This is a genomic window from Limimonas halophila, assembly GCF_900100655.1.
GTDB classification, from domain to species: domain Bacteria; phylum Pseudomonadota; class Alphaproteobacteria; order Kiloniellales; family Rhodovibrionaceae; genus Limimonas; species Limimonas halophila.
This window is the reverse complement of sequence record NZ_FNCE01000003.1, coordinates 152,501-174,278: the sequence shown is the minus strand read 5'-3', so window position 1 is coordinate 174,278 and position 21,778 is coordinate 152,501. Positions and strand designations below refer to the sequence as shown.

Sequence of the window (21,778 nt, the reverse complement as noted above, 5' to 3'; positions counted from 1 at the left end):
GCGATGCGGGTGCTGCCGGCGCGCGTCTGGGCCCTGATCGTCAAGGAGTTCCTGGCGGTCTGGCGCGATCCCAAGAGCCGCTTCGTGCTGGTGGCGCCGCCGCTGATCCAGCTCGCGCTCTTCGCCCACGCCGCCACCTTCGAGGTGGAGAACGCGGCGCTGGCGATCCTCAACGAAGACCGCAGCGCGGAATCACGCGAGCTGGCGGCGCGCTTCACGGCGTCCGACGGCTTCCGGGCGGTCGAAACGCTCACCCACGTGCGCCAGATCCGGCCCACGATCGACCGCAAGGACGCGGTGGCGGTGCTGCACATCCCGCCCGACTTCGCCGGGGAGCTGAAACGCGCCGCCGCCACCGGCCGCGACGGCGCCGACGTTCAGCTCATCGTCGACGGGCGCCGCTCCAACACCGCGCTGGTGCTGCTCAACTATGCGCAGACGATCGTGGCCGACTACGCCGGGGAGGTGGCGGCCGAACGCGGCGCGCCGGGACCGCCCGCGACCCTGGTGAGCCGGGCGTGGTTCAACCCCAACCTGGACAGCCAGTGGTTCATCGTGCCGGGCTTGGTGGGCACGTTGACGCTCGTGGTCGTGACCGTGGTGGCCAGCCTCTCGGTGGCACGGGAGCGCGAGCTGGGCACCTTCGAGCAGCTCATGGTCACGCCCCTGCGCCCGCACGAAATCCTGATCGGCAAAACGGTGCCCGCGCTGCTGATCGGGCTGGCCGAGGGGGCCTTCATCGCCGCCGTGGCGGTGGTGTGGTTCCAGGTGCCGCTGCGCGGCTCCGTCGTGCTGCTGGTGCTGAGCCTCTTGGTGTTCCTGCTGTCCTCGATCGGCGTGGGGCTGATGATTTCCGCCTACGCGCGCACGCAGCAGCAGGCCATCGTGGGCTCCTTCCTCTTCCTGATGCCGGCCGTGATCCTGTCCGGCTTCGCCACGCCCATCGAGAACATGCCCGGGTTCGTGCAGGTGCTGACCTACGCCGACCCGCTGCGCTACGCGCTGGTGATCCTGCGCGGGCTGTTCCTGCGCGACCTGCCCCCCGACCTCGTGCTCCAGCAGCTCTGGCCCATGGCGCTGATCGGCGCCGTCACCGCGAGCGTGGCCACCTACCTCTTCCGCAAGCGGCTGCAGTGAACGCCGGGGCGCGTCGCTCCTTCGTTACCAAAGGGTAACTTTTGATCCCGATCAAATCGTGGTTCCCCTTCCCTGGGCAAACAGTGCCCGCCAAACACGAACGGGGGGAGCCGCGATGCGACGCAGGGGCTTTGGCCTGGCGGCCGTGCTGGCGGTGCTGGCCGCCATTGCCGTGCCGGCGGCCGGTGTGCTGGCGCAGGACACGGGCGACGGCCCGGCGTTCCGCGTGGAGATGCCGGACCCGATCCTGGCCGGGGTGGAGGCGGAGGTGACCGTCACGGCGGTCGAGCCCGTGCCGGCGGACGCCACGGTTGAGCTGGCGGTGGGGGAGAACCGCTATCCCCTTCCCATCGAGGGAACGGGCGCGGCCACGGCCAATGCCGCCTTCGCGAGCGGCGACGCCGAGCTTCGCGTTCTGGTGAACGGCGAGCCGGCGGCCTTCACGCTGGGAGACGGCGCGGAGACGACGACCGGCGCCACGGGCGAGGTCATTCCGGCCTGGCTGTCCATCCTGCCGCCCATCGTCGCCATCGGGCTGGCGCTGGCGACGCGCCGGGTCATCCCCGCGTTGCTGGCGGGCGTGTGGATCGGCGGCTGGTTCGCGGCGGAGCTGTCGCTCTACGGCCTGTGGGCCGGGCTGCTGTCGGTGATCGACACCTGGGTGCTGCACGCGCTCGTCCCGCCCGACGGCGGCACGGGGCACATGTCCATCATGCTGTTCACGATGCTCATCGGCGGCATGGTGGGGATCATCTACAAGAACGGCGGCACGCCCGGGATCGTCGACCGCCTCTCCGGCTGGGCGAAGACGCGCCGGCGCGGCGAGATCGTCGGCTCTGCCGTGGGAACGGTCGTCTTCTTCGACGACTACGCCAGCATGCTGGTCACCGGCAACGCCGTCCGCCCGCTCACCGACACCGTAAAGGTCTCGCGCGAAAAGCTGGCCTACATCGTCGACACCACGGCCGCGCCCATGGCGACGCTGTTGCTGGTGACCACCTGGATCGGCTTCCAGGTGGGCCTGATCGGCGACGCCACCGCCGGCCTGAGCGGCTTCGAGCAGAGCCCCTACGGTACCTTCCTGAACGCATTGCCGTACATGTTCTATCCCGTCCTCACCGTGATCTTCATGTGGCTGATCACGGCGACGGGCCGCGATTTCGGGCCCATGGCGAAGGCCGAGCGCCGCGCCGCCGTCGAAGGACGCCTGACCGCCGAGCCGCGCGGCGAGGAAAAAGGCGGCGGCGACGAATTCCAGCCGCGCGAGGGCGTGCCGCACCGGGCGGTCAACGCCATCGTGCCCATCCTCGTGCTGCTGGGCGCCACGATCGCCGGACTGTTCGCCACCGGCTCCGGGGAGAGCATCACGGACATCATCGGCAGCGCGGACTCCTTCTCCGCGCTGCTCTGGGGCTCGCTGCTGGCGGTGATCGTGGCCGGGGCGATGTCGGTGGCTCAGGGCCTGCTCTCGCTCGGCGAGACGGTCGAAGCCTGGCTGATCGGCGTGAAGGCGGTGTTGGAGGTGCTGGTCATCCTCACGCTGGCCTGGGCGATGTCCGACCTGACGCAGACGCTGCACACTGCGGGCTTCCTCGCCTCGCTGCTGGGCGAGGCACTGCCCGCCGGGCTGATGCCGGCGATCCTGTTCGTGCTTTCCGCCGCCATCGCCTTTGCCATCGGCACCAGCTGGGGGACCATGGGCATCCTGGTGCCGCTCGCGATCCCGCTGGTGTGGGCGATCCTCAGCCAGCAAGGCATGGCCGGGCCGGAGGGCCTCTACATCCTCTACGCCAGCACGGCGGCGGTGCTCGGCGGCGCGGTGTGGGGCGACCATACCTCCCCCATCTCGGACACCACGGTGCTGTCCTCGGCGACTTCCCACTGCGACGTGGTCGACCACACCAACACCCAGCTTCCCTACGCCCTGGTGGTCGGTGGGATCACGCTCGTCCTGGGGCTGCTGCCGGCGGGCTACGGCATCCCGTGGTGGATCGGGATGCTGGTGTGCCTGGCCGCACTCGTCGCCGTCGTGATTTTCGTCGCCAAGCCCGTCGCGGAAACACCGGGCACGGGCGCCACGCCCCGGCACGGCGAGCCCGCCGGCGGCGGGTCGCCCGCGCAATAGAACAGATCGCGGTAAAACGGAATCGCGTTCGCGATTCCGTTTGCTCGTGGGTGAAAACGAATTCGAGCACGAAGCCTGAACCGGCGCCAACAGCAGGGAGAGCCAACCATGGCCGCAAGCACCGCCCTGGGCGTTCACTCGGAGGTCGGCCGCCTGCGGCGCGTCCTCGTCCACCGCCCGGACCTCAGCCTGCGGCGCCTGACGCCCCGCAACAGCGCGGAGCTGCTGTTCGACGACGTGCTCTGGGTGAAGCGCGCCCGCGAGGAGCACGACGTCTTCGTCGACACCCTGCGCGACCGCGGGGTGGAGGTGCTGCTGCTGCGCGATCTCCTGGCGGAAACGATGGAGATCCCGGAAGCCCGCGCCTGGCTGCTGGCGCGCAAGGTCACACCGGGCACGGTGGGGCCGATGCTGACCCGCCCGCTGGGCGACTGGCTGGCGGACATGGACAGTGGGGAGCTGGCGCGCTTCCTGATCGGCGGCATCGCGCGGGCGGAGGTGCCCTTCCAGGCGGAGAGCCTGCACTTCAACCGCCTGGGCTCGAACGAGTTCGTGCTGCCGCCGCTGCCCAACCACCTCTTTACCCGCGACACCTCCTGCTGGGTGGGCGACGGCGTGTCGCTGAACCCCATGGCGAAACCGGCGCGCCAGCACGAGACGCTGCATCTGGAGGCGATCTACCGCTTCCACCCCAAATTCGCGGATGAGGCCTTTGCCACCTGGTTCGGCGGCGGCGACGCGGACTACGGGGCGGCCACAGTCGAGGGCGGCGACGTCATGCCCATCGGCCGCGGCACGGTGCTCATCGGCATGGGCGAGCGCACGACGCCGCACGCCGTGGAAGCCCTCGCCGCCTCGCTGCTGTCGGCCGGCGCGGTGGAGCAGGTGATCGCCGCCGAGCTGCCGCGCGAGCGCTCCTACATGCACCTGGACACCGTGATGACGATGGTGGACCGCGATGCCTTCGTCATCTTCCCCGAGGTCGTGAACCGCATCCGTGGCTGGCGCATCACCTGGGGCGGCGACGACGTGGAGATCCGCGAAACGCCCGATTTCCTCGACGCCGTCGCCGGGGCGCTGGGCGTCGAGACGCTGCGGCTGATCACCACGGGCGGCGACAGCTACGAGTCCGAGCGCGAACAGTGGGACGACGGCAACAACGTCCTCGCCGTCGAGCCCGGCGTGGTCATCGCCTACGACCGCAACACCGACACCAACACCAAGCTCCGCAAGGCCGGGGTCGAGGTCATCACCATCCCGGGCTTCGAGCTGTCGCGCGGGCGCGGCGGCGCGCACTGCATGAGCTGCCCCGTGTTGCGCGACGGGATTTGAAGCGATGCCAAGCAGCTATCGCGCTAACGTCGTCGACCGACCCCATCCCCCTCTCGGATCGGGCTGCCCGCCCGATCCTGTCTCCCCCTTCCCCTTCAAGGGGAAGGGGGAGACGACAGAGGGGGTTGGGGCCACAGTGTTTGCCGAGGCCACGGCATAAGTTCGTGCACAGGAGCCGCACCACGATGGCCTACAACCTGCGCAACCGCAGCTTTCTGACGCTGAAGGACTTCACGCCCAAGGAGATCGACTTCCTGCTCACGCTGGCGGCGGAGCTGAAGGCGGCCAACTACGCGGGCACGGAGCAGCCGCGCCTCAAGGGCAAGCACATCGCCCTGATCTTCGAGAAGGACTCCACGCGCACCCGCATCGGCTTCGAGGTCGCCGCCGCCGACCAGGGGATGCACGCCACCTATCTGGGCCCCTCCGGCACCCACATGGGCCACAAGGAGACGGTGAAGGACACCGCCCGCGTGCTTGGCCGCGTTTACGACGCCGTCGAGTACCGCGGCTTCAGCCAGCACACCGTGGAAACCCTGGCCGAGCACGCGGGCGTGCCCGTCTTCAACGGCCTGACCGACGAGTTTCACCCCACGCAGATCCTCGCCGACTTCCTGACGCTGCGGGAAGCGACCGGCAAGCCGCTGCGCGACACCAGCTTCTGCTTCCTGGGCGACACCTCGAGCAACATGGCGGACTCTCTGCTCATCGGCGCGGCCAAGATGGGCATGGACGTGCGACTGTGCTCGCCCACGGAACTGCACCCGGCCGACGAGGTGGTGCGATACGCGCGCGGGATCGCGGCGGAAACCGGCGCGCGCATCACGCTGACGGCCGACATCGGTGAAGGCGTAAAGGGCGTCGACGCCGTCTACACCGACGTCTGGGTGTCCATGGGCGAGGCGGAGTCCGTCTGGAAGACGCGGATCGAAAAGCTGGCGCCCTACCGCGTGACGCCGGAGGTCATGCGCAAGACCGGCAACGACCGCACGGTCTTCATGCACTGCCTCCCCGCCTTCCATTCGCCGGACACCGAGGTCGCCGGGCAGGTCCGCGAGAAGTACGGCGTGAACGAGATGGAGGTCAGCGACGCGGTGTTCGAGTCCGGCGCCTCGGTCGTCTTCGACCAGGCGGAAAACCGCATGCACACCATCAAGGCCGTGCTCGTCGCCACGATCGGCGATTGAGCCACCACGAGGAGGCGATCATGCGCATCGTCGTCGCCCTGGGCGGGAACGCCCTCCTGCGCCGCGGGGAGCCGCTGGAAGCCGCGCAGCAGCAAAAGAACGTCGCCGCCGCGGTGGACGCCATCGAGCCCATCGCCCGTCACCACGAGCTGGTCGTCACCCACGGCAACGGGCCGCAGATCGGGCTGCTGGCGCTCCAGGCCGACGCCTACAAAGACGTCAGCCCCTACCCGCTGGACGTCCTGGGCGCCGAGAGCGAAGGCATGATCGGCTACATCATGGAGCAGGAGTTCCAGAACCGCCTGCCCGGGCGCGAGGTCGCCACGCTGCTCACCCAGGTCGAGGTCTACCCCGACGATCCGGCCTTCCAGCACCCGGAGAAGTTCATCGGCCCCGTCTACGAAAAGGAGGAGGCCGACCGCCTCGCCCGCGAACGCGGCTGGACCGTCGCGCCCGACGGGGACAAATGGCGGCGCGTCGTCCCCTCGCCCGAGCCGCGCCGCATTCTGGAGCTGAAGACCATCCGCCTGCTCATGGATCACCACGTCATGGTGATCTGCTCGGGCGGCGGCGGCATCCCGGTGGTGCTGCGCGAGGGCGGCGGCTTCCACGGCATCGAGGGCGTGATCGACAAGGACAAGGCGGCGGCGCTTCTGGCCCAGCAGCTCGGCGCCGACGGGCTGATCATGCTCACCGACGTGGACGCGGTCTACACGGACTGGGGCACGGACAAGCAGGCGCCCATCCGCCACATCTCCCCCGCCAAGCTGCGCCAGCACCGCTTCGCCAGCGGTTCCATGGGCCCCAAGGTCGAGGCCGCCTGCCGCGTGGTGGAAGGCGGCGGCACCTTCGCCGCCATCGGGCGCCTTCAGGACGCCGGCGAGATCCTGGCCGGGCGCGCGGGCACGATCGTGGGCCACGCGCACTGAGCCTTCACGGCGCTTGCCGCGCACGCCGCGAGCCGGTACAGGGGCGGCCGTTCACCGGATCGCATCCGGCGCAGCCTCCCCACGACCACCGGAGACGTCAGCGTGCCCGACGAAAGCCAGGTCACCTCGCCCTGCAGGGGCGGCACAGGGCACCCCTACGCCTGCACGCTGGGCGCGGACGACGTGTGCCAGGGCTGCGGGCGCACGCGGGACGAGATCGTGGCCTGGCGCACTCTGCCCGACGACGAGCGCCGCCGCGTCAAGGAGCGCGCCGCCGCCCGTGTTGAAGAGAACGGCGCTTAACCTCGCTTCCGACTACCCCTGAGCATCGCCGCCACCGCATTCGCGCACGAACCAGTCCACGATCGGGGCAATCACGGCGGCATCCGGCTGCCGCGCGCCCAGGAGGTAGCCGCGCTCCGGGCGCGCGACCTCGGGTCCAAGACGCACCAATGTCCCCTCATCGGTCAGCGCGTCCACCAGCCCCTGCCAGCCGAGCGCCAGGCCGTTGCCCTCGACGGCCGCGTTGAGCAGCAGCGGGTAGTTCTTGTGGTGGAAGCGCGCCGCCCCGGCCGGCGGCGCCAGCCCCGCCAGTTCGCACCAGCGGGACCAGTCCAGCCAGCGGGGGTCGCCGCTGTCCATGTGCAGCAGCGGCACCTCCCCGAGCGCGTCCGCGGACACCTCGCCGTCCAGGCCGTGCCGCCGCACCAGCGCCGGGCTCGCCACCGGAAAGACCGTTTCCGGCATCAGCGGGCGCTCGCGATCCGTGCCCTCCGCGAACACGCCGAAACGGATGGTCAGGTCCGCGTCCGCCATCTCCGCGCCGCGCTCGGTGTCGACGGGGATGACCTCGAAGGCCGTGCCGGGGAAGGCCGCCTCCAGCCGCGGCAGGCGCGGCAGCAGCCACAAGTGCGCGAAGCCGAAGTGAACGGCGATGGTCAGCTCGCGCGTCTGCGCCCGCGCCCGGGCCCGCAGGCGCTGCGTCGCGCCGTGGATGCGCCGCAGGGCGCCCGCCACGTCGTCGTGATAAGCGCGGCCGTCCGCCGTCGGCTGGAGCCGGCCGCGCGCACGCTCGAAGAGCGGCAGACCGACGGTTTCCTCCAGCTGGCGGATGCGCTGGGACACGGCGGGCTGGGTCGTGCCCAGCTCGCGCGCCGCCGCGGTCATCGAGCCGAGCCGGACGGTGGCCTCGAACGCCGTCAGCGCCTTCAGGGGCGGGTGCGCTTCATCCATAACCAAACCTTATACGTCGCATTAGAGTTCGGTCAATTTACAGCCATTTTGCGGCGCACCCATAATCGTGTGCGAGAGATACAGGAGGGCCTTGCCATGATCGACGTGGATTTCCGGGTGGAATCGCAGCCGCCGCGCGTGGTGGCGCGCACCGCCCAGGGCGAGATGGAGCTGCCCGCGCTTTGGCTGCGCGAGCGCTGCCAGGACGCGCAGCATCTCGACCCCGACACCGAGCAACGCCTCTTCGACCCGCACCAGCTTCCCGACGACCTGACGCTCACCGAGGCGCGCGACGAGGGTCAGGGCATGGCGTGGCTGGCGTTCAGCGACGGCTACGCCGGGCGCTACCGCCTCGCGGCGCTGACGCCGGAGTTCGACGCCCAGGACGGCCTGCCGGCGGCGCAGCCGTGGGATGGCTCGCTGGACATGGACACCGTGCGCGTCGACTGGTCCCGCCTGGGCGACCGCGAGGCCATGCGCCAGGCGGTGGGCACCTTCCTCGCCTACGGCTTCGTGGTGCTCTACAACGTGCCCACGGATTCCGAGCGCATCCTTGAGGTGGCGCGCACCTTCGGCCATCCGCGCGAGACCAACTTCGGCACCTACTTCGAGGTCTATTCGCGCCCGCATTCCAACGATCTGGCCTACCGTCCGGTCGGCCTGGGCGCGCACACCGACAACCCCTACCGCGAGCCGGTGCCGGGCATCCAGCTGCTGCACTGCCTGGTGAACGAGACCTCCGGCGGCCTCTCCACGCTCGTGGACAGCCTCGCGGTGGCCGAGCAGCTGCGCACGGAAGACCCCGAGGGGCTGGAGCTGCTGGCGACGACGCCGGTGCGCTTCCGCTTCACGGACGAGAACGAGGAGCTGATCGAGCGCCGGACGATCGTGAACCGCGACGCCACGGGCCGCATGACGGGCGTGCACTACAGCCCGCGCCTGGACTACCTGCCGGTGATGGACCCCGAGTCCACCCGCCGCTTCCAGCGCGCGCGCCGGCGGCTGGGTGAGCTGTTCGCCGACCCGGCGTTCGAAATCCGCTTCCCGCTGGGCGCCGGCGAACTCATGATGTTCGACAACAGCCGCGTGCTGCACGGCCGAACGGCGTACGATCCGCGCGAGGGTTTCCGCCACCTCCAGGGCTGCTACATCGACCTGGACGGGCCGCGCAGCCTGTACCGCTCGCTCGGCCGGAGCTTGCGGGCCGCGGCCGCCTGACGCCACGATCGACAGGAGCCGCCATGCCGGGCCGCCCGCTCACACTCGACGAGATCGTCCAGGGCGGCCTGTGCATGGGCTGCGGCCTGTGCGCCGCCGTCGCCGCGCCCGAGCGCGTCGCCATGGTGATGACGCCGGAGGGCCGGCTGCGGCCGGTGCCGCGCGAGCCGCTGGACGCGGCGACGGACGCGCGCATCAACGCGGTCTGTCCCGGTGTCACCGTCCAGGGACCTGACCCCGCGGACGCCGCGCTCGAAGCTGAAACCGACGACATCTGGGGGCCGGCCGACGAGGTCGTGATCGCCCACGCCAGCGATCCGGACGTCCGCTACCGCGCGGCCTCCGGCGGCATCCTGACGGCGCTGGGCCAGCACCTCGTCGCCACCGGCGCGGTGGATTTCGTGCTGCACGTGGGCGCGGCGCAGGGCGCTCCCATGCGCAGCGAAGCCCGCGTCGACGCCGACCCCGACGGGGTGCTGGCGGGCGCGAGTTCACGCTACGGCCCGTCCACGCCGCTGCACGACATCACCCAGCTTCTCGACCGCGGCCGGCCGTTCGCCGTGATCGGCAAGCCGTGCGACATCACGGGTGTGCGCAACCTGCAGCGCCAGGATCCGCGCGCCCGCGAGCTGATCCGCTACGCGCTGGCGCTGGTGTGCGGCGGCATGTCCGACCTGACGAAGAGCCAGGGCGTGCTCGACGACCACGGCATGCGCGAGTCCGAACTGTCGCTGTTCCGCTACCGCGGCCACGGCAACCCCGGCCCGCTGCGCGCGGAAACCGAGGACGGCCGCGCCGTCGAGATCGGCTACAACGCCATGTGGGGCGACGAGGTCGGCTGGGCGCTGCAGCCGCGCTGCAAGATCTGCCCCGACGCCATCGGCGAGGTCGCCGACATCGCCGCCGCCGACTGCTGGCCGGGCGGCGGGCCGAGCGGTGAGGACGCTGGCTTCAACGCCGTGCTCGTGCGCACGGCACGCGGGCGCGAGCTGTTCGACGCCGCGCTGCGGGCCGACGCCGTCACGATCGACCGCGCCAGTTCCGTCCGTGAGATGGACGACTTCCAGCCCCACCAGGTGCGCAAGAAGAACGCCGTGCGGGCGCGTTACATCGGCATGGCCGCCGCGGGCCTGCCGGTGCCGGCAACGCCGGGGCTGCGCACCGTCAAGCTGGCGAAACAGCAGCCGCTGTCCTTCCTATTGACCGAAGCCCGCGCGGCACGCCGCCGGGCGAAGACCGGCCGGCTGGGCGAGCCGCCGGCACGGCTGGACCGGGTCTGGCAAAGCACCTGACCGGCCCCTCCCCGCACACGATAAGAGCCCCGGCCAGGGGCCGGCCGGGGCTCTCAGGGGAGCAGTCGCGGAGCGACCCGCTTACTGCTTCAGCGCCTTCCGCACGATCGGCAGGGCGTCCTTCTCGCCGCCGACGTCCTTGATGCCGCCGGTCTGGTAGATGCCGCTGCGGCCGAACCAGCGCTCCAGCATCTCGGGGTGCTTGGCGAGCACGCGCTTGCCCGCGGCCAGCGGCTCCATGCCGTCGTTGTTCACGAGGCCCATGGCGAGGCTCTGCTCCTCGACCGTCCAGTCGTAGTTGTCGAGGAACTGACCGATGTTCGGGCAGGCCCAGGCGTAGCCCTCGGGCGTGACGGTGTTGACGATGACCTCGCCCTTGTTCGGGCCCCAGTAGTCCTCGCCGCCGGCGAGATACTTGAAGTCGTGGTTGATGTTCATCGGGTGCGGCGCCCAGGCGAGGAAGGTGATCCACTCCTCGTCTTCGACGCGCTTCTCGACCTCGGCCAGCATGCCGGGCTCGCTGGAGGCGACGAGGTCCCAGTCGCCGAGGCCCGCGTAGTCGTCCTCGAGCATGCTCTTGATGGTGTCGTTGCCGCCGCTGCCGGCCTCGATGCCGAAGATCTGCCCGCCGAACTTTTCCTTGTGCTCGTCGAGGTCAGCGATGCTCTTCACGCCGGCCTCGTAGACGTAGGTCGGCACGGCGAGCGTGTAGTGGCCGCCCAGCAGGTTCGGCGAGACGACGTCGAGGGAGCCCTCGATGCCGTACTTGCGGAAGATGGAGCGCTGGGACGGCATCCACTGCGCCAGCAGCGCGTCGATGTCACCGCCCTTCATGGCCTGGTAGACCATGGGCAGCGAGCCGGTCTTGCTGTCGGTCTTGTAGCCGAGCTGATCGAGCATCCAGGTGGCGGTCGCGGTCTTCACGCGCACGCCGGTCCAGTTCGGCAGACCGAAGTTGACGGTCGAGCAGTCGAACTTGCTGGCCAGTTCCTTGGCATCCTGGGCCGCCGCCGGCGCGGCGCTGACGGACAGCATCGCAGCCGCGGCGACGGCTGACACGATCCGGTGTTTCATCGAGCGATCTCCCAATTTGCAATGATGCGCGGCGTCCGTGAGGTGGGCATGGACGTCGCGGCCCTCCCGCTCGGATTGTGTTGTTGGCTGCATGCGATCGGGCCGGCCATGGAGGCCGATGCGGGACAGCGTATGTAACCCAAGTATATTGTCAACAATTGACCCTTAACGATTGACGCTATCATGCCCCCGCCCTAGCCTCGAAACCAGCAAATACGCGTGGCCCGGGGTGCGGCATCCCGAGCCGCTGCCAGCCATGAAGGGGGCACGATGCAGACGGTCAGCTTCCGCCAGATGAAGGACGGCACGAAGGAAGACTACGAGTTCCTCGGCCGCCTGGAGCAGGACTTCATCGACAAGCTGCCGGACCGCATCCTCGACGCGCTGCGCGCGCTCGACGACACGCTGTCCGGCTATCAGGTCACGCGCCTGGAGCACTCGCTGCAAAGCGCCACGCGCGCCGAGGCCGACGGCGCGGACGAGGAGATGGTGCTGGGCGCGCTGCTCCACGACCTGGGCGACGACCTGGCGCCGGAGAACCACTCGCAGTACGCGGCCACGATCATCCGCCCCTACGTCCGCCCGGAAGTCACCTGGGTTGTGGAGCACCACGGGCTCTTTCAGAAGGTCTACTACGCCCACCACTTCGGCGAGGACCCCTACGCCCGCGACATCTACAAGGATCACCCCTACTACGAGTCCTGCATCCGCTTTTGCGAGCGCTGGGACCAGGCATCCTTCGATCCGGACTACCCCACCCAGCCGCTGGAGCACTTCGAGCCGCTGGTCCGCCGAATCTTCTCGCGCGAGCCCTTCGACCCGGCGGTGGTGAACCGCACCGACGTGGTGCTACCCAGGGCCGTACAAACCTGAACCGGCAAAAGCGGAGCGGCCCGATGTGCGCGGACACGATCGAAAAGCGCAGCCTGGAGGACCAGGCCACCGACATCTTGCGCAGCCGCATCGTGTCGGGCGCCATCCCGCTCGGCGAGCGCTTGGTGGAGACGACGCTGGCCCGGCGCTACGGGCTGTCGCGCGGCACCATCCGGGCGGCGCTGCGCCGGCTGGTCGACGAGGCGCTGGTGCACCAGGTGCCCTATGCGGGCTACCGCGTGGTGGATTTCAGCGACCACGACCTGTGGGAGCTGTTCACGCTGCGCGAGGCGCTGGAGGGCCTGGGCGCGCGGCTGGCGGCGACGCAGATCACGCCGGACGGGGCGGCGCGTATCCGCACGGCCTTCCAGGCGCTGATGGACGCGGCGGCCAAGGACGATCACGCCGAGGCCAACCGCTGCGACCACGAGCTGCACACCATCATCATCGAAGTATCCGGCAACAAGCGCCTCGCCTGGCACTACGCGCGCGTGGAGAACCAGGTGCGCGCCTACATCGCCCTGTCCAACATGGCGGTGCGGCCCACCGAGGTCGGCGAATCCCACCGCGGGATGGTGGAGAGCATCTGCGCCGGCGACGCCGAGCGCGCCGAGGCGCTGGCGCGGGCGAACATCACGCCGCCCACCGCGGTGATGAGCGGCCCGGATGGCGGCGAGACCAGCGGAGACGCGTCATGAGCGCGACTGGAACGGCGGACACCGCGATCAGCCACGAGGCGACGGCGCGCGCCGACCTGGCCGCGGCCTTCCGCTGGACCGCGCGGCTGGGCTTTCACGAGGCGGTGTCCAACCACTTCTCGCTGGCGCTCGATGCCTCGGGCGCGCCCTTCCTGATCCAGCCGGCCGGGCGCCACTTCTCGCGCGTGCGGGCGAGCGAGCTGCTGAAGGTCGACGCCGACGGCACCGTGCTCGACGGCGGCGGTCAGCTCGACGCCACGGCGATGCACATCCACGCCGGCATCCACCGCACCGTGCCGGGCGCGCGGTGCGTGCTCCACACCCACATGCCCTACGCCACCGCCCTCACCTGCCTGGAGGGCGGCCGGCTGGAGCCGATCAGCCAGAACGCGCTGAAGTTCTACGAGCGCGTCGCCTACGACACCGACTTCGCCGGCATGGCGCTCGACGACGACGAGGGCGAACGCCTGGCGAGCATGCTGCGCGAAAAGCCGGTGCTCTTCATGGGCAACCACGGCGTCACCGTGGTCGGCGAAAGCGTCGCCGACGCCTTCGACCGCCTCTACTTTCTGGAAAAGGCGTGCGAGACGCAGGTGCTCGCAATGTCCACCGGCATGCCGCTGAAGCGCGTCGACGACGCCACCGCGCGGGCCACGCGCGATCAGTGGGAAAGCTACCCCGGCCTGAAGCACAATCACTGGGCCGAGATCCGCGCGATCCTGGACGCCGAGAGCCCCGGCTACCGCGACTGACCGGCCATCCCTGTGCCGAGGGGGCGCGCCGTGAGCAGCCACCTGCCCCGCTTCACCTGGCTGCGGGCGTTCGACAGCGCCGCCCGGCTGCCCGAGGGCACGCTCGCCAACGCCAGCCTGGGAATCACCGTGCTGATGTGGGCGTCCCACTATCCCCTGATCGAGCATCTTCTCGCGGGCTCGGACCCGGTGACGCTTTCCGCCGCCCGGACCGTGATCGCGGCGGGGATGCTGCTGGCGATCCTGGTCGTTCGCGAGGGCTGTCGCGATCGGCGCGACGCTGCTGCTCACGTGACGGGGAGAAACCGCCACCGTCCCGCCGAACGGCAGGAATCCCCCGGCCGAATCAGCGCGATGATCCGCCAACGAGAAACGCCGCCGGAAGGATCAACAAGCGACAACCATCGCGGGTTCATTCCGGCGCGCGGATACCGCGCGCCGGGAACGCTCCTTGCGTCGGGCCATTTTTCCGTCTTTCGACGGCCGGCTCAGCCGCTTCGGACATAGGCTTTCGCGCGATCGCGCAGCTCGTTTTTCCTGAGCTTGCCGGTTGAGGTTTTGGGCAATTCGCAAAAGACGACCTTCTTGGGCCGTTGGAAACCGGCAAGCCGGCTCCGGGCATGCTCCAAAAGCTCCGCTTCGGTCGCTGTCGCGCCGTCCGCGAGTTCGACAAAGGCACAGGGCACTTCGCCCCACTTCTCGTCGGGCATGGCGACCACCGCGGCCATGCTGACCGCCGGGTGCGAATGGACCGCCCTTTCCACCTCGATGGACGAGATGTTCTCGCCGCCCGAGATAATGACATCCTTGGTGCGGTCGCGGATCTCGAGATACCCGTCCGGGTGTTGCACGGCCAGATCGCCGGACCAGAACCAGCCGTCCTTGAACGATTTCGCGGTTTCTTCGGGCTGTTTCAGGTAGCCCTTCATCACGATGTTCCCGCGAAAGGCGATCTCGCCCATTGTTTTGCCGTCCCAGGGAACCGGCCGCCCGGTTTCGGGGTCCAGGACCAGCACGTCCTCCTGCAATTCGTAGGCGACGCCCTGACGGGACTTCAGGCGTGCCCGCTCTTCCAGCGGCAGGTCGCGCCAGGCCGGCTTTTCGGCACAGACCACGGCGGGGCCGTAGACCTCGGTCAATCCGTAAACGTGCGTGATCGAGATGCCCATCTCTTCCATGCGGGCCATCACCGTGGGCGGCGGCGGGGCCGCGGCCGTCATCATCTGGACCTGCTGCGGGAAATCGCGACGCTCCTCGGGCGCAGCCTCGGCGATCATCGACATGATGATCGGGGCGCCGCAGAGATGCGTCACACCGTGTTCGGCGAAGGCCTCGAAAATCGCGTCGGCCCGCGGCGCCCGCAGGAAGACATGACACCCGGCCAAGAGGGTGATGGTCCAGGGAAAACACCATCCGTTGCAGTGAAACAGCGGCAGCGTCCAGAGATAGACGGGGTGATGCGGCATCTCCCACGTCACGACGTTGTTGACCGCGTTGGTCCAGGCGCCGCGATGGGAATAGACCACGCCCTTGGGCCGCCCCGTCGTCCCGGAGGTGTAGTTCAGCGCCAGGGCATCCCATTCGTCATCCGGCAGGGTGTAGGGGAAATCGGGATCGCCCTCGCCCAGCAAATCGTCATACGTCAGCGCGCCGATCCGCTCGCCGCCGGGCCCTTCGGGATCCTCGATGTCGACGACCAAGAGGTCGCGGCCCAACTGCCGCACCGCCTCCGTGGCCAGGCCGGCATATTCGGTATCGACCAGCAGCACCCGCGACTCGCCGTGGTCGAGGATGTAGGCGATGGTGTCGGCGTCCAGCCGCACATTGTTGGCGTTCAGCACCGCGCCCAGCATCGGCACGGCCAGCGCGCATTCCAGCGCCTCCGGAATATTGGGTGCGATCAGGGCAACCGTATCGCCCTTGCCGACCCCGCGCTTGCTCAGGCCCGAGGCCAAGCGCTTGCACCGCTCGGCAACCTCGCCCCAATTGCGCCGGATGGAGCCGTGGATCTGCGCGGGCATCTCGGGATGCACGCGCTCCACCCGCTTCAGGATCGAGACGGGTGACAGCGCCGTGTGATTGGCGGCACAGCGGTCAAGTTCCGGTCCGTCGTACATCATTCACCAGTCCACTCGGGCATGGGTTCCTTGCGGGTAAAGGCGCCGATTCCGGCCTCGGTGTCGCGCGCCATCATGTTCTCGGCCATCACGCGGCCGGCATAGGCGTACGCCTCTTCCAGCGTCATCTCCGCCTGCTCGTAGAAGGCGCGCTTGCCGATCTTGATCGCAACGGGCGATTTGTCTGCGATGGTTCGGGCCATCTCCATCGACGCGCCCTCCAGGTCCGCCCGGGGAACCACGCGGTTCACCAGGCCCAGCTCGCGCGCCCGCTCGGCCTCCACGAACTCGCCCAGAAGGAGCATCTCCATCGCCGCCTTGCGCGCGACGTTGCGGCTGAGCGCGACCATCGGGGTGGAGCAGAAGAGGCCGATGTTCACGCCCGAGGTGGCCAGACGCGCATCGTCGGCCGCCACCGCCAGATCGCAGGAGGCGACGAGCTGGCATCCGGCGGCGGTCGCGATCCCTTTGACCTCCCCGATCACCGGCTGGGGAAGCCGCACCACGCGCAGCATCATGGCGGAACAGGTGGCGAAAAGGTCCTGGAAATACTGGAAGCCGCCGTCCGAGTCCGCGCGCCGCGCGGTCATTTCCTTGAGGTCGTGGCCGGCGCAGAAGTGATCGCCGGCGCTGCGCAGGATCACCGCCTTGACCGAGGAATCCTGCGCGATCTCGTCGAATGTCTCCGACAACGCCGCCAACATGGCCTCGGAGAGGGCATTGATCGACTTCGGCTGGTTCAGCGTGAGAACGGCGACGCCATTGTCATCGGTGCGCCGAACGAGGTCGTTGGTTTGGTCGTCTTGATAAGCCATCGACTTGATCCTTGCCCGTGGGGACGCTCATTTTGTCAAGCGGCGTATCGCCTGCACGCACGTTGACCTGGAGGGACGTGCAGATCGCCGTCGGGCTCGCTCATCTCGCCAACTCCAGACGCGGTTTTCACGACGGGCGGAACAGCTCAATCTTCGGGCAGCGATCCATCACCACTTTGAGCCCCGCATCCTCGGCCAGCCTTGCCGCAGCATCGTCGTAGACGCCGATCTGCCCCCAGAGAACCTTGGCCCCGTTGGCAATGGCCTGCTCGGCAACACCGTAGAGTTCCGACTTGGGCCGGAATACGTCGACCATATCGACGGGACGGTCGATTTCCTGCAGGGAATCAACGACCGGGATGCCGCGGATTTCGGTCAACGACGGATTGGGGTTAACCGGGATGATGTCGTATCCCGCGTCCTGCAGCACACACAGCACGTCATAGCTGGGCTTTGTCGTGTTCGCGCTGGCGCCGACGATCGCGATCGTTTTGACCGAACGCAGGATGTCGGAAAGATACGCCTGTGAATGATGGGGGCGTTGATGGGTATCTGCCTCGGGCATCGAGGGCTCCTTTCACGTGGCGATGTCCGCTTTCAGCTCGTACGGCTCGAGAAAATAGGCTGCGATCGCACTCGCCGTGACAGTTCGCGCCGGTATTGCGGGCAGGTCGCGCCGCTGCTGTTGGCGATCAGATGGCCGGTGTTCGACCGCCCCCTCCGGCACCGCCGGATACGTGCACGAAACCGAGCCGCCGCCATGGCAGTACGGACAGGCGTTCCTGCCCATTTGGTACAAACTGCCCGGCTTCCGGATTCGCGAGCCTGTCGAGATCGCGATCGTGGGCAGCAGCTTCCACCGAGGCGCCGCGATCGCCTCCATGGGGCTGCATCGTCCGCCCCGCACCCCGGTTCGTCCATGGCCCAGCGCCTTCCCTTGATCCCGCCACAATTCCCGTATATCGAAAAAACATGTCTCACGATATGAGAAAATCATGCAGCTCGAACGTTTGACGCTGATCCTCGAGATCGTCGGCCAGAAAGGCGAGGCCACGGTTGCCGACATCTGCGACCGTTCCGACCTCCCGAAGCCGTCGGCCTATCGGCTGGTTCAGGACCTGGTCGGCGCCGGCCTTCTCGAGCCCGTGGCGAAGGGCCGGTTCGCGATCGGCAGCCGCCTCAAGCGGATCACGCATGGCGAGCAAACGGATCACGCCCTGATCGAGGTCGTGGCGCCCGCCCTCAAACACGCGGCGAGCGAACACGGCGCGGCCTTCTTTTTTTCCCGGCTCCGCGGACGAGCGGTCGAGATCATTCACGTGGAGACGCCGGCAACGGGCGTGTCCTTCCTGCATCCCGGCCTCGGCAAGCGCCCGCTTCACGCCTGTTCATGCTCCAAGGCCGTGGCAGCCTTCTCGCCCGACCTCGTGCTGTCGCAACGCCAAGAGGGCCGGCTGAAAGCCTATACCGAATTCACGCTCACCCGGATCGAGGAGCTGGAGGCGGAACTCGACCTCGTCCGGCAGCGCGGCTACGCCGAGTGCGTCGAAGAGATCGAGCGCGGCATGGCTTCCGTCGCGGCGCCGCTGGGCGAGACCGGTCCCGGTGCCACGATGTCGATCGGCGCGACGGGCTCAATGCGCGTGTTCACGCCCGCATTTCGCGCGAAGATCGGGCCGGAAATCGCCCGGATGGCCCGTGACCTTTCGGCCGAGCTGACCCGGGGCGAGCGGCCGCGTGTCTCCGGGTCAGCTTAGATTCCCGGTTCTTCGCACGGACCGACAGCCACCCGGAACGCCTCGTTCGTCGTGGCCGTCGCGAGCGAGCTTTTCGTAGAGGATGACCAGGTGGAAACGATCGCGCCGAGCGGGAGCCGCGAGGCCTTGAGGTTGTCGTCAATCCGCCGGTAACGCGCTCGGCGAGTTCATACGCTTCGAGCACAGCGAGGGCCCGGGCGGTCGACCAGCCTTCGCGATCGGCGCGACACTGCCGCTCACCTGACAGCGTCGGGAGCGTGCCGTCCTTGCCGCCTCGCACGGCGCGTGATGCGGTTCACCCGGACAGTCAGAAGTGGGGCAGCCCCCATGGCAAGAGCAGTGCGGCACCAGGCCGACGGCGCGAGCTGGCTGGAAAGCGGGAACGGGCCGGCGGTCGTCTTGCTGCACGGCATTCCCGACACCGGCGAGGCCTGGCGCCCGGTGGCGGAGGCCCTGGCGCCGCATTTTCGATGCGTTGCCCCGGACCTTCCGGGCTTCGGCCAAAGCGCGCCACCAACACGGCTCGACCCGCTCGACGGCTTCGCGGCGATCACCGAGGGTATGCTTCAGCGCATGGGCACGCCGCGCCCCTTCGACCTCGTCGTGCACGACGTCGGTGGGGCGTACGGGCTGGCGTGGGCGGTCCGCTATCCGGACGCCGTTCGACGGCTGGTGATCCTGAACACCAGCTTCTCCCCCGACCGGCGCTGGCATGCGGGCGCCCGGCTCCTGCGCATGCCCGTCCTCGGCGAGATCGTCGTGTTCGCCCTGCCGCGCCGCCCGTTCATCGCAGCGATGCGCCGAGCTTCCAACAACAATCTCTCCAAAGAGACTTGCGGGGCGGTCTTTGACGCCTTCGGACCGACGGCGCGGCAAACGGCGCTTCGGCTGTACCGGGCGCTCGATCCCGCGAGCTTTCGTGGCTGGGAGACGGCGCTGCAAGACCTGACCGCAAGGATTCCGGCGCTCGTGTTATGGGGCGACCGAGACCCCTACCTGCCGGTCACGTTCAGCGTCCGTTTTGGCGCCGCAGCGGTGCAGCACTTTGGCGACCTGGGGCACTGGCCCCACCGCGAGGCGCCCCACCTCGTCGCCGCCGCCCTATCCGACTTCCTAGCGGCGCCGCGGGCGTCGCACTTCACCCGACGCCGACCTGCCGATTCCCGTTGACGACCAACGACAGCGGCATTGTGTGGCACCAATTACAAACGCACCAAGCCCTTAGCCAGGGGGCTAAGGGCTTGGTGGCGATGGTTGCGGGGGTGGGATTTGAACCCACGACCTTCAGGTTATGAGCCTGACGAGCTACCTGGCTGCTCCACCCCGCGGCAGGGATGGTGGGGTGGATCGGGACGGAGGTGGATATGGCGGGCGTGGCGTGCGCTTACAAGACCTGGCGGCGACCTACTCTCCCACGTCCTTGCAACGCAGTACCATTGGCGCAGGCGGGTTTCACGGCCGAGTTCGGGATGGTGTCGGGTGGTTCACCGCCGCTATGGCCGCCAGGTCGTGCAAGCGCACGCGCCGCCCGTTGGGGCGCGCGGTGTGGTGATGAGGGTGTGAGGCGATGTGTCGAGGGGTGGGGTTTGCCGCTGTGCGCGGCGTGTCTCAGGCAGGTAGCCTGAGGCGATAGGCGGATCAAGCCGATCGAGCGATTAGGACCGGTTGGCTTCACACATTGCTGCGCTTCCACCTCCGGCCTATCGACGTGGTGGTCTACCACGGCTCTTCTGGCGAGACCTGGTTTTGAGGAGAGTTTCCCGCTTAGATGCATTCAGCGGTTATCTCGTCCGCAGGTAGCTACCCGGCTATGCCGCTGGCGCGACAACCGGTCCACCAGAGCTGCGTCCATCCCGGTCCTCTCGTACTAGGGACAGGTCCTCTCAAGTCTCGAACACCCGCGGCAGATAGGGACCGAACTGTCTCACGACGTTCTAAACCCAGCTCACGTACCGCTTTAATCGGCGAACAGCCGAACCCTTGGGACCCGCTTCAGCCCCAGGATGCGATGAGCCGACATCGAGGTGCCAAACCTCCCCGTCGATGTGGACTCTTGGGGGAGATAAGCCTGTTATCCCCGGGGTACCTTTTATCCGTTGAGCGATGGCCCTTCCACGCGGGACCACCGGATCACTATGACCGACTTTCGTCTCTGCTCGGCCCGTCGGCCTCGCAGTCAGGCGGGCTTATGCCATTGCACGCACCAGCTGATTTCCGACCAGCCTGAGCCCACCTTCGCGCGCCTCCGTTACCGTTTGGGAGGCGACCGCCCCAGTCAAACTACCCGCCATGCAGTGTCCCGGACCCGGCTCACGGGCCTCGGTTAGGCACTAGAACCGACAAGGGTGGTATTTCAAGGTCGGCTCCACGAACGCTGGCGCGTCCGTTTCCAAGCCTCCCACCTATCCTACACATGCCGGCTCTAGTGCCACTGCAAAGCTGTAGTAAAGGTCCACGGGGTCTTTCCGTCTGACCGCGGGTACTCCGCATCTTCACGGAGAATTCAATTTCGCTGAGTCGGCGCTGGAGACAGTGGGGCAGTCGTTACGCCATTCGTGCAGGTCGGAACTTACCCGACAAGGAATTTCGCTACCTTAGGACCGTTATAGTTACGGCCGCCGTTTACCGGGGCTTCGGTTCGGGGCTTGCACCCCTCCCCTTAACCTTCCGGCACCGGGCAGGCGTCAGACCCTATACGTCGCCTTGCGGCTTCGCAGAGTCCTGTGTTTTTAGTAAACAGTCGCCGCCCCCTGGTCTGTGCCCCCGACCGCCGGTTGCCCGACAGCCGGGCTCCCTTCTCGCGAACTTACGGGAGCAATTTGCCGAATTCCTTCAGCGCCGTTCTCTCAAGCGCCTCGGTATACTCAACCAGCCCACCAGTGTCGGTTTCGGGTACGGTCTGTGTGTGGGGGCTATTTCCAGGAACCCTCCAGCCGCCGGGACAATCCGGTAAGCCCCGACGACACTTCGGATTCGTCACCACCCACAGGCCCAGGACTATTAACCTGGTTCCCATCGGCTACGGCTTTCGCCCTCGCCTTAGGGGCCGGCTCACCCTGCGCGGATTAGCCTTGCGCAGGAACCCTTGGGCTTTCGGCGAAGGTGTTTCTCACACCTTTTAACGCTACTCATGTCAGCATTCGCACTTCCGATACCTCCAGGGCCCCTCACGGGTGCCCCTTCGCAGGCCTACGGAACGCTCCGCTACCACGCACATTGTGCGTCCGTGGCTTCGGTGG

20 protein-coding genes, 1 tRNA gene and 2 rRNA genes (1 of these 23 only partly in view) are annotated in these 21,778 nt (G+C 68.3%); 14 read left to right on the top strand and 9 right to left on the bottom strand.

Annotated elements, in window-relative coordinates:
- Positions 1-3: 3 nt before the first annotated feature.
- The 6 genes from BLQ43_RS06320 to BLQ43_RS14735 all read left to right on the top strand — a co-directional run bounded on the left by BLQ43_RS06320 (position 4) and on the right by BLQ43_RS14735 (position 7,013).
- Positions 4-1,137 (top strand): ABC transporter permease, encoded by a 1,134-nt coding sequence (locus BLQ43_RS06320; protein ID WP_245659486.1) that lies wholly within the window; start codon positions 4-6, stop codon positions 1,135-1,137.
- A gap of 115 nt (positions 1,138-1,252) precedes the next feature.
- Positions 1,253-3,262 carry a Na+/H+ antiporter NhaC family protein gene (locus BLQ43_RS06315; RefSeq protein ID WP_143006176.1) on the top strand — a complete coding sequence of 670 codons (2,010 nt, stop codon included), beginning with the start codon at positions 1,253-1,255 and terminating at the stop codon, positions 3,260-3,262.
- A gap of 108 nt (positions 3,263-3,370) precedes the next feature.
- Entirely contained in the window at positions 3,371-4,594 is a 1,224-nt protein-coding gene (arcA, locus tag BLQ43_RS06310; RefSeq protein ID WP_090019288.1) for an arginine deiminase, read from the top strand.
- Positions 4,595-4,779: 185 nt separating this feature from the next.
- Entirely contained in the window at positions 4,780-5,781 is a 1,002-nt protein-coding gene (gene argF, locus BLQ43_RS06305; RefSeq protein WP_090019287.1) for an ornithine carbamoyltransferase, read from the top strand.
- Between the two features lie 20 nt (positions 5,782-5,801).
- Positions 5,802-6,710: a carbamate kinase gene (arcC, locus tag BLQ43_RS06300; RefSeq protein WP_090019397.1), complete on the top strand. Its 909-nt coding sequence runs from the start codon at positions 5,802-5,804 to the stop codon at positions 6,708-6,710.
- Between the two features lie 102 nt (positions 6,711-6,812).
- Positions 6,813-7,013 (top strand): DUF1289 domain-containing protein, encoded by a 201-nt coding sequence (locus tag BLQ43_RS14735; protein WP_245659484.1) that lies wholly within the window; start codon positions 6,813-6,815, stop codon positions 7,011-7,013.
- 12 nt (positions 7,014-7,025) lie between these two features.
- Here the strand turns inward: BLQ43_RS14735 and BLQ43_RS06290 are convergent, their stop codons facing one another.
- Entirely contained in the window at positions 7,026-7,943 is a 918-nt protein-coding gene (locus BLQ43_RS06290) for a LysR family transcriptional regulator (RefSeq protein ID WP_090019285.1), read from the bottom strand.
- 96 nt (positions 7,944-8,039) lie between these two features.
- Here BLQ43_RS06290 and BLQ43_RS06285 point away from each other — a divergent pair, with 96 nt between their 5' ends.
- Positions 8,040-9,161, top strand: a complete 1,122-nt coding sequence (locus tag BLQ43_RS06285; protein ID WP_090019284.1) for a TauD/TfdA family dioxygenase — start codon at positions 8,040-8,042, stop codon at positions 9,159-9,161.
- A gap of 23 nt (positions 9,162-9,184) precedes the next feature.
- Positions 9,185-10,453, top strand: coding sequence for a Coenzyme F420 hydrogenase/dehydrogenase, beta subunit C-terminal domain (locus BLQ43_RS06280; protein WP_090019283.1), 1,269 nt, complete (start codon positions 9,185-9,187; stop codon positions 10,451-10,453).
- 81 nt (positions 10,454-10,534) lie between these two features.
- On the opposite strand, the gene BLQ43_RS06275 is transcribed toward BLQ43_RS06280, so the two are convergent.
- A complete protein-coding gene (locus tag BLQ43_RS06275; RefSeq protein WP_176758549.1) occupies positions 10,535-11,527 on the bottom strand; it encodes an ABC transporter substrate-binding protein in 993 nt (330 codons plus the stop codon).
- Between the two features lie 270 nt (positions 11,528-11,797).
- Between BLQ43_RS06275 and BLQ43_RS06270 the strand changes: the two genes are divergently transcribed.
- From BLQ43_RS06270 to BLQ43_RS06255, 4 genes are read left to right on the top strand one after another with little or no spacing between them, the layout of a single operon-like run.
- Positions 11,798-12,400 (top strand): HD domain-containing protein, encoded by a 603-nt coding sequence (locus BLQ43_RS06270; protein WP_090019281.1) that lies wholly within the window; start codon positions 11,798-11,800, stop codon positions 12,398-12,400.
- A gap of 23 nt (positions 12,401-12,423) precedes the next feature.
- Positions 12,424-13,098, top strand: coding sequence for a GntR family transcriptional regulator (locus BLQ43_RS06265; protein WP_090019280.1), 675 nt, complete (start codon positions 12,424-12,426; stop codon positions 13,096-13,098).
- Positions 13,095-13,850 (top strand): aldolase, encoded by a 756-nt coding sequence (locus BLQ43_RS06260; RefSeq protein WP_090019279.1) that lies wholly within the window; start codon positions 13,095-13,097, stop codon positions 13,848-13,850. The genes BLQ43_RS06265 and BLQ43_RS06260 overlap by 4 nt, the downstream gene beginning before the upstream one ends.
- A 30-nt stretch (positions 13,851-13,880) precedes the next feature.
- Positions 13,881-14,357 carry a hypothetical protein gene (locus tag BLQ43_RS06255; RefSeq protein ID WP_090019278.1) on the top strand — a complete coding sequence of 159 codons (477 nt, stop codon included), beginning with the start codon at positions 13,881-13,883 and terminating at the stop codon, positions 14,355-14,357.
- On the opposite strand, the gene BLQ43_RS06250 is transcribed toward BLQ43_RS06255, so the two are convergent.
- From BLQ43_RS06250 to BLQ43_RS06235, 4 genes are all read right to left on the bottom strand, one after another.
- Positions 14,339-15,970 carry an acyl-CoA synthetase gene (locus BLQ43_RS06250; protein ID WP_090019277.1) on the bottom strand — a complete coding sequence of 544 codons (1,632 nt, stop codon included), beginning with the start codon at positions 15,968-15,970 and terminating at the stop codon, positions 14,339-14,341. The genes BLQ43_RS06255 and BLQ43_RS06250 overlap by 19 nt on opposite strands.
- Positions 15,967-16,782 carry an enoyl-CoA hydratase gene (locus BLQ43_RS06245; protein ID WP_090019276.1) on the bottom strand — a complete coding sequence of 272 codons (816 nt, stop codon included), beginning with the start codon at positions 16,780-16,782 and terminating at the stop codon, positions 15,967-15,969. Before BLQ43_RS06245 ends, BLQ43_RS06250 begins: the two co-directional genes overlap by 4 nt.
- 127 nt (positions 16,783-16,909) lie before the next feature.
- Positions 16,910-17,347 carry a CoA-binding protein gene (locus tag BLQ43_RS06240; RefSeq protein ID WP_090019275.1) on the bottom strand — a complete coding sequence of 146 codons (438 nt, stop codon included), beginning with the start codon at positions 17,345-17,347 and terminating at the stop codon, positions 16,910-16,912.
- A gap of 12 nt (positions 17,348-17,359) precedes the next feature.
- Entirely contained in the window at positions 17,360-17,665 is a 306-nt protein-coding gene (locus tag BLQ43_RS06235; protein ID WP_090019274.1) for a hypothetical protein, read from the bottom strand.
- A gap of 112 nt (positions 17,666-17,777) precedes the next feature.
- On the opposite strand from BLQ43_RS06235, the gene BLQ43_RS06230 reads away from it, so the two are divergent.
- Positions 17,778-18,539: an IclR family transcriptional regulator gene (locus BLQ43_RS06230; protein WP_090019273.1), complete on the top strand. Its 762-nt coding sequence runs from the start codon at positions 17,778-17,780 to the stop codon at positions 18,537-18,539.
- A 327-nt stretch (positions 18,540-18,866) separates the two neighbouring features.
- The gene (locus BLQ43_RS06225; protein WP_176758548.1) at positions 18,867-19,709 is read left to right on the top strand and encodes an alpha/beta fold hydrolase; all 843 of its coding nucleotides are present in this window, start codon (positions 18,867-18,869) and stop codon (positions 19,707-19,709) included.
- Positions 19,710-19,790: 81 nt separating this feature from the next.
- On the opposite strand, the gene BLQ43_RS06220 is transcribed toward BLQ43_RS06225, so the two are convergent.
- The 3 genes from BLQ43_RS06220 to BLQ43_RS06210 all read right to left on the bottom strand — a co-directional run.
- Positions 19,791-19,867, bottom strand: a tRNA-Met gene (locus tag BLQ43_RS06220).
- 63 nt (positions 19,868-19,930) lie between these two features.
- A 5S ribosomal RNA gene (gene rrf / locus BLQ43_RS06215) occupies positions 19,931-20,046 on the bottom strand.
- A 127-nt stretch (positions 20,047-20,173) separates the two neighbouring features.
- Positions 20,174-21,778, bottom strand: a 23S ribosomal RNA gene (locus BLQ43_RS06210) (it continues 1,143 nt past the right edge of the window).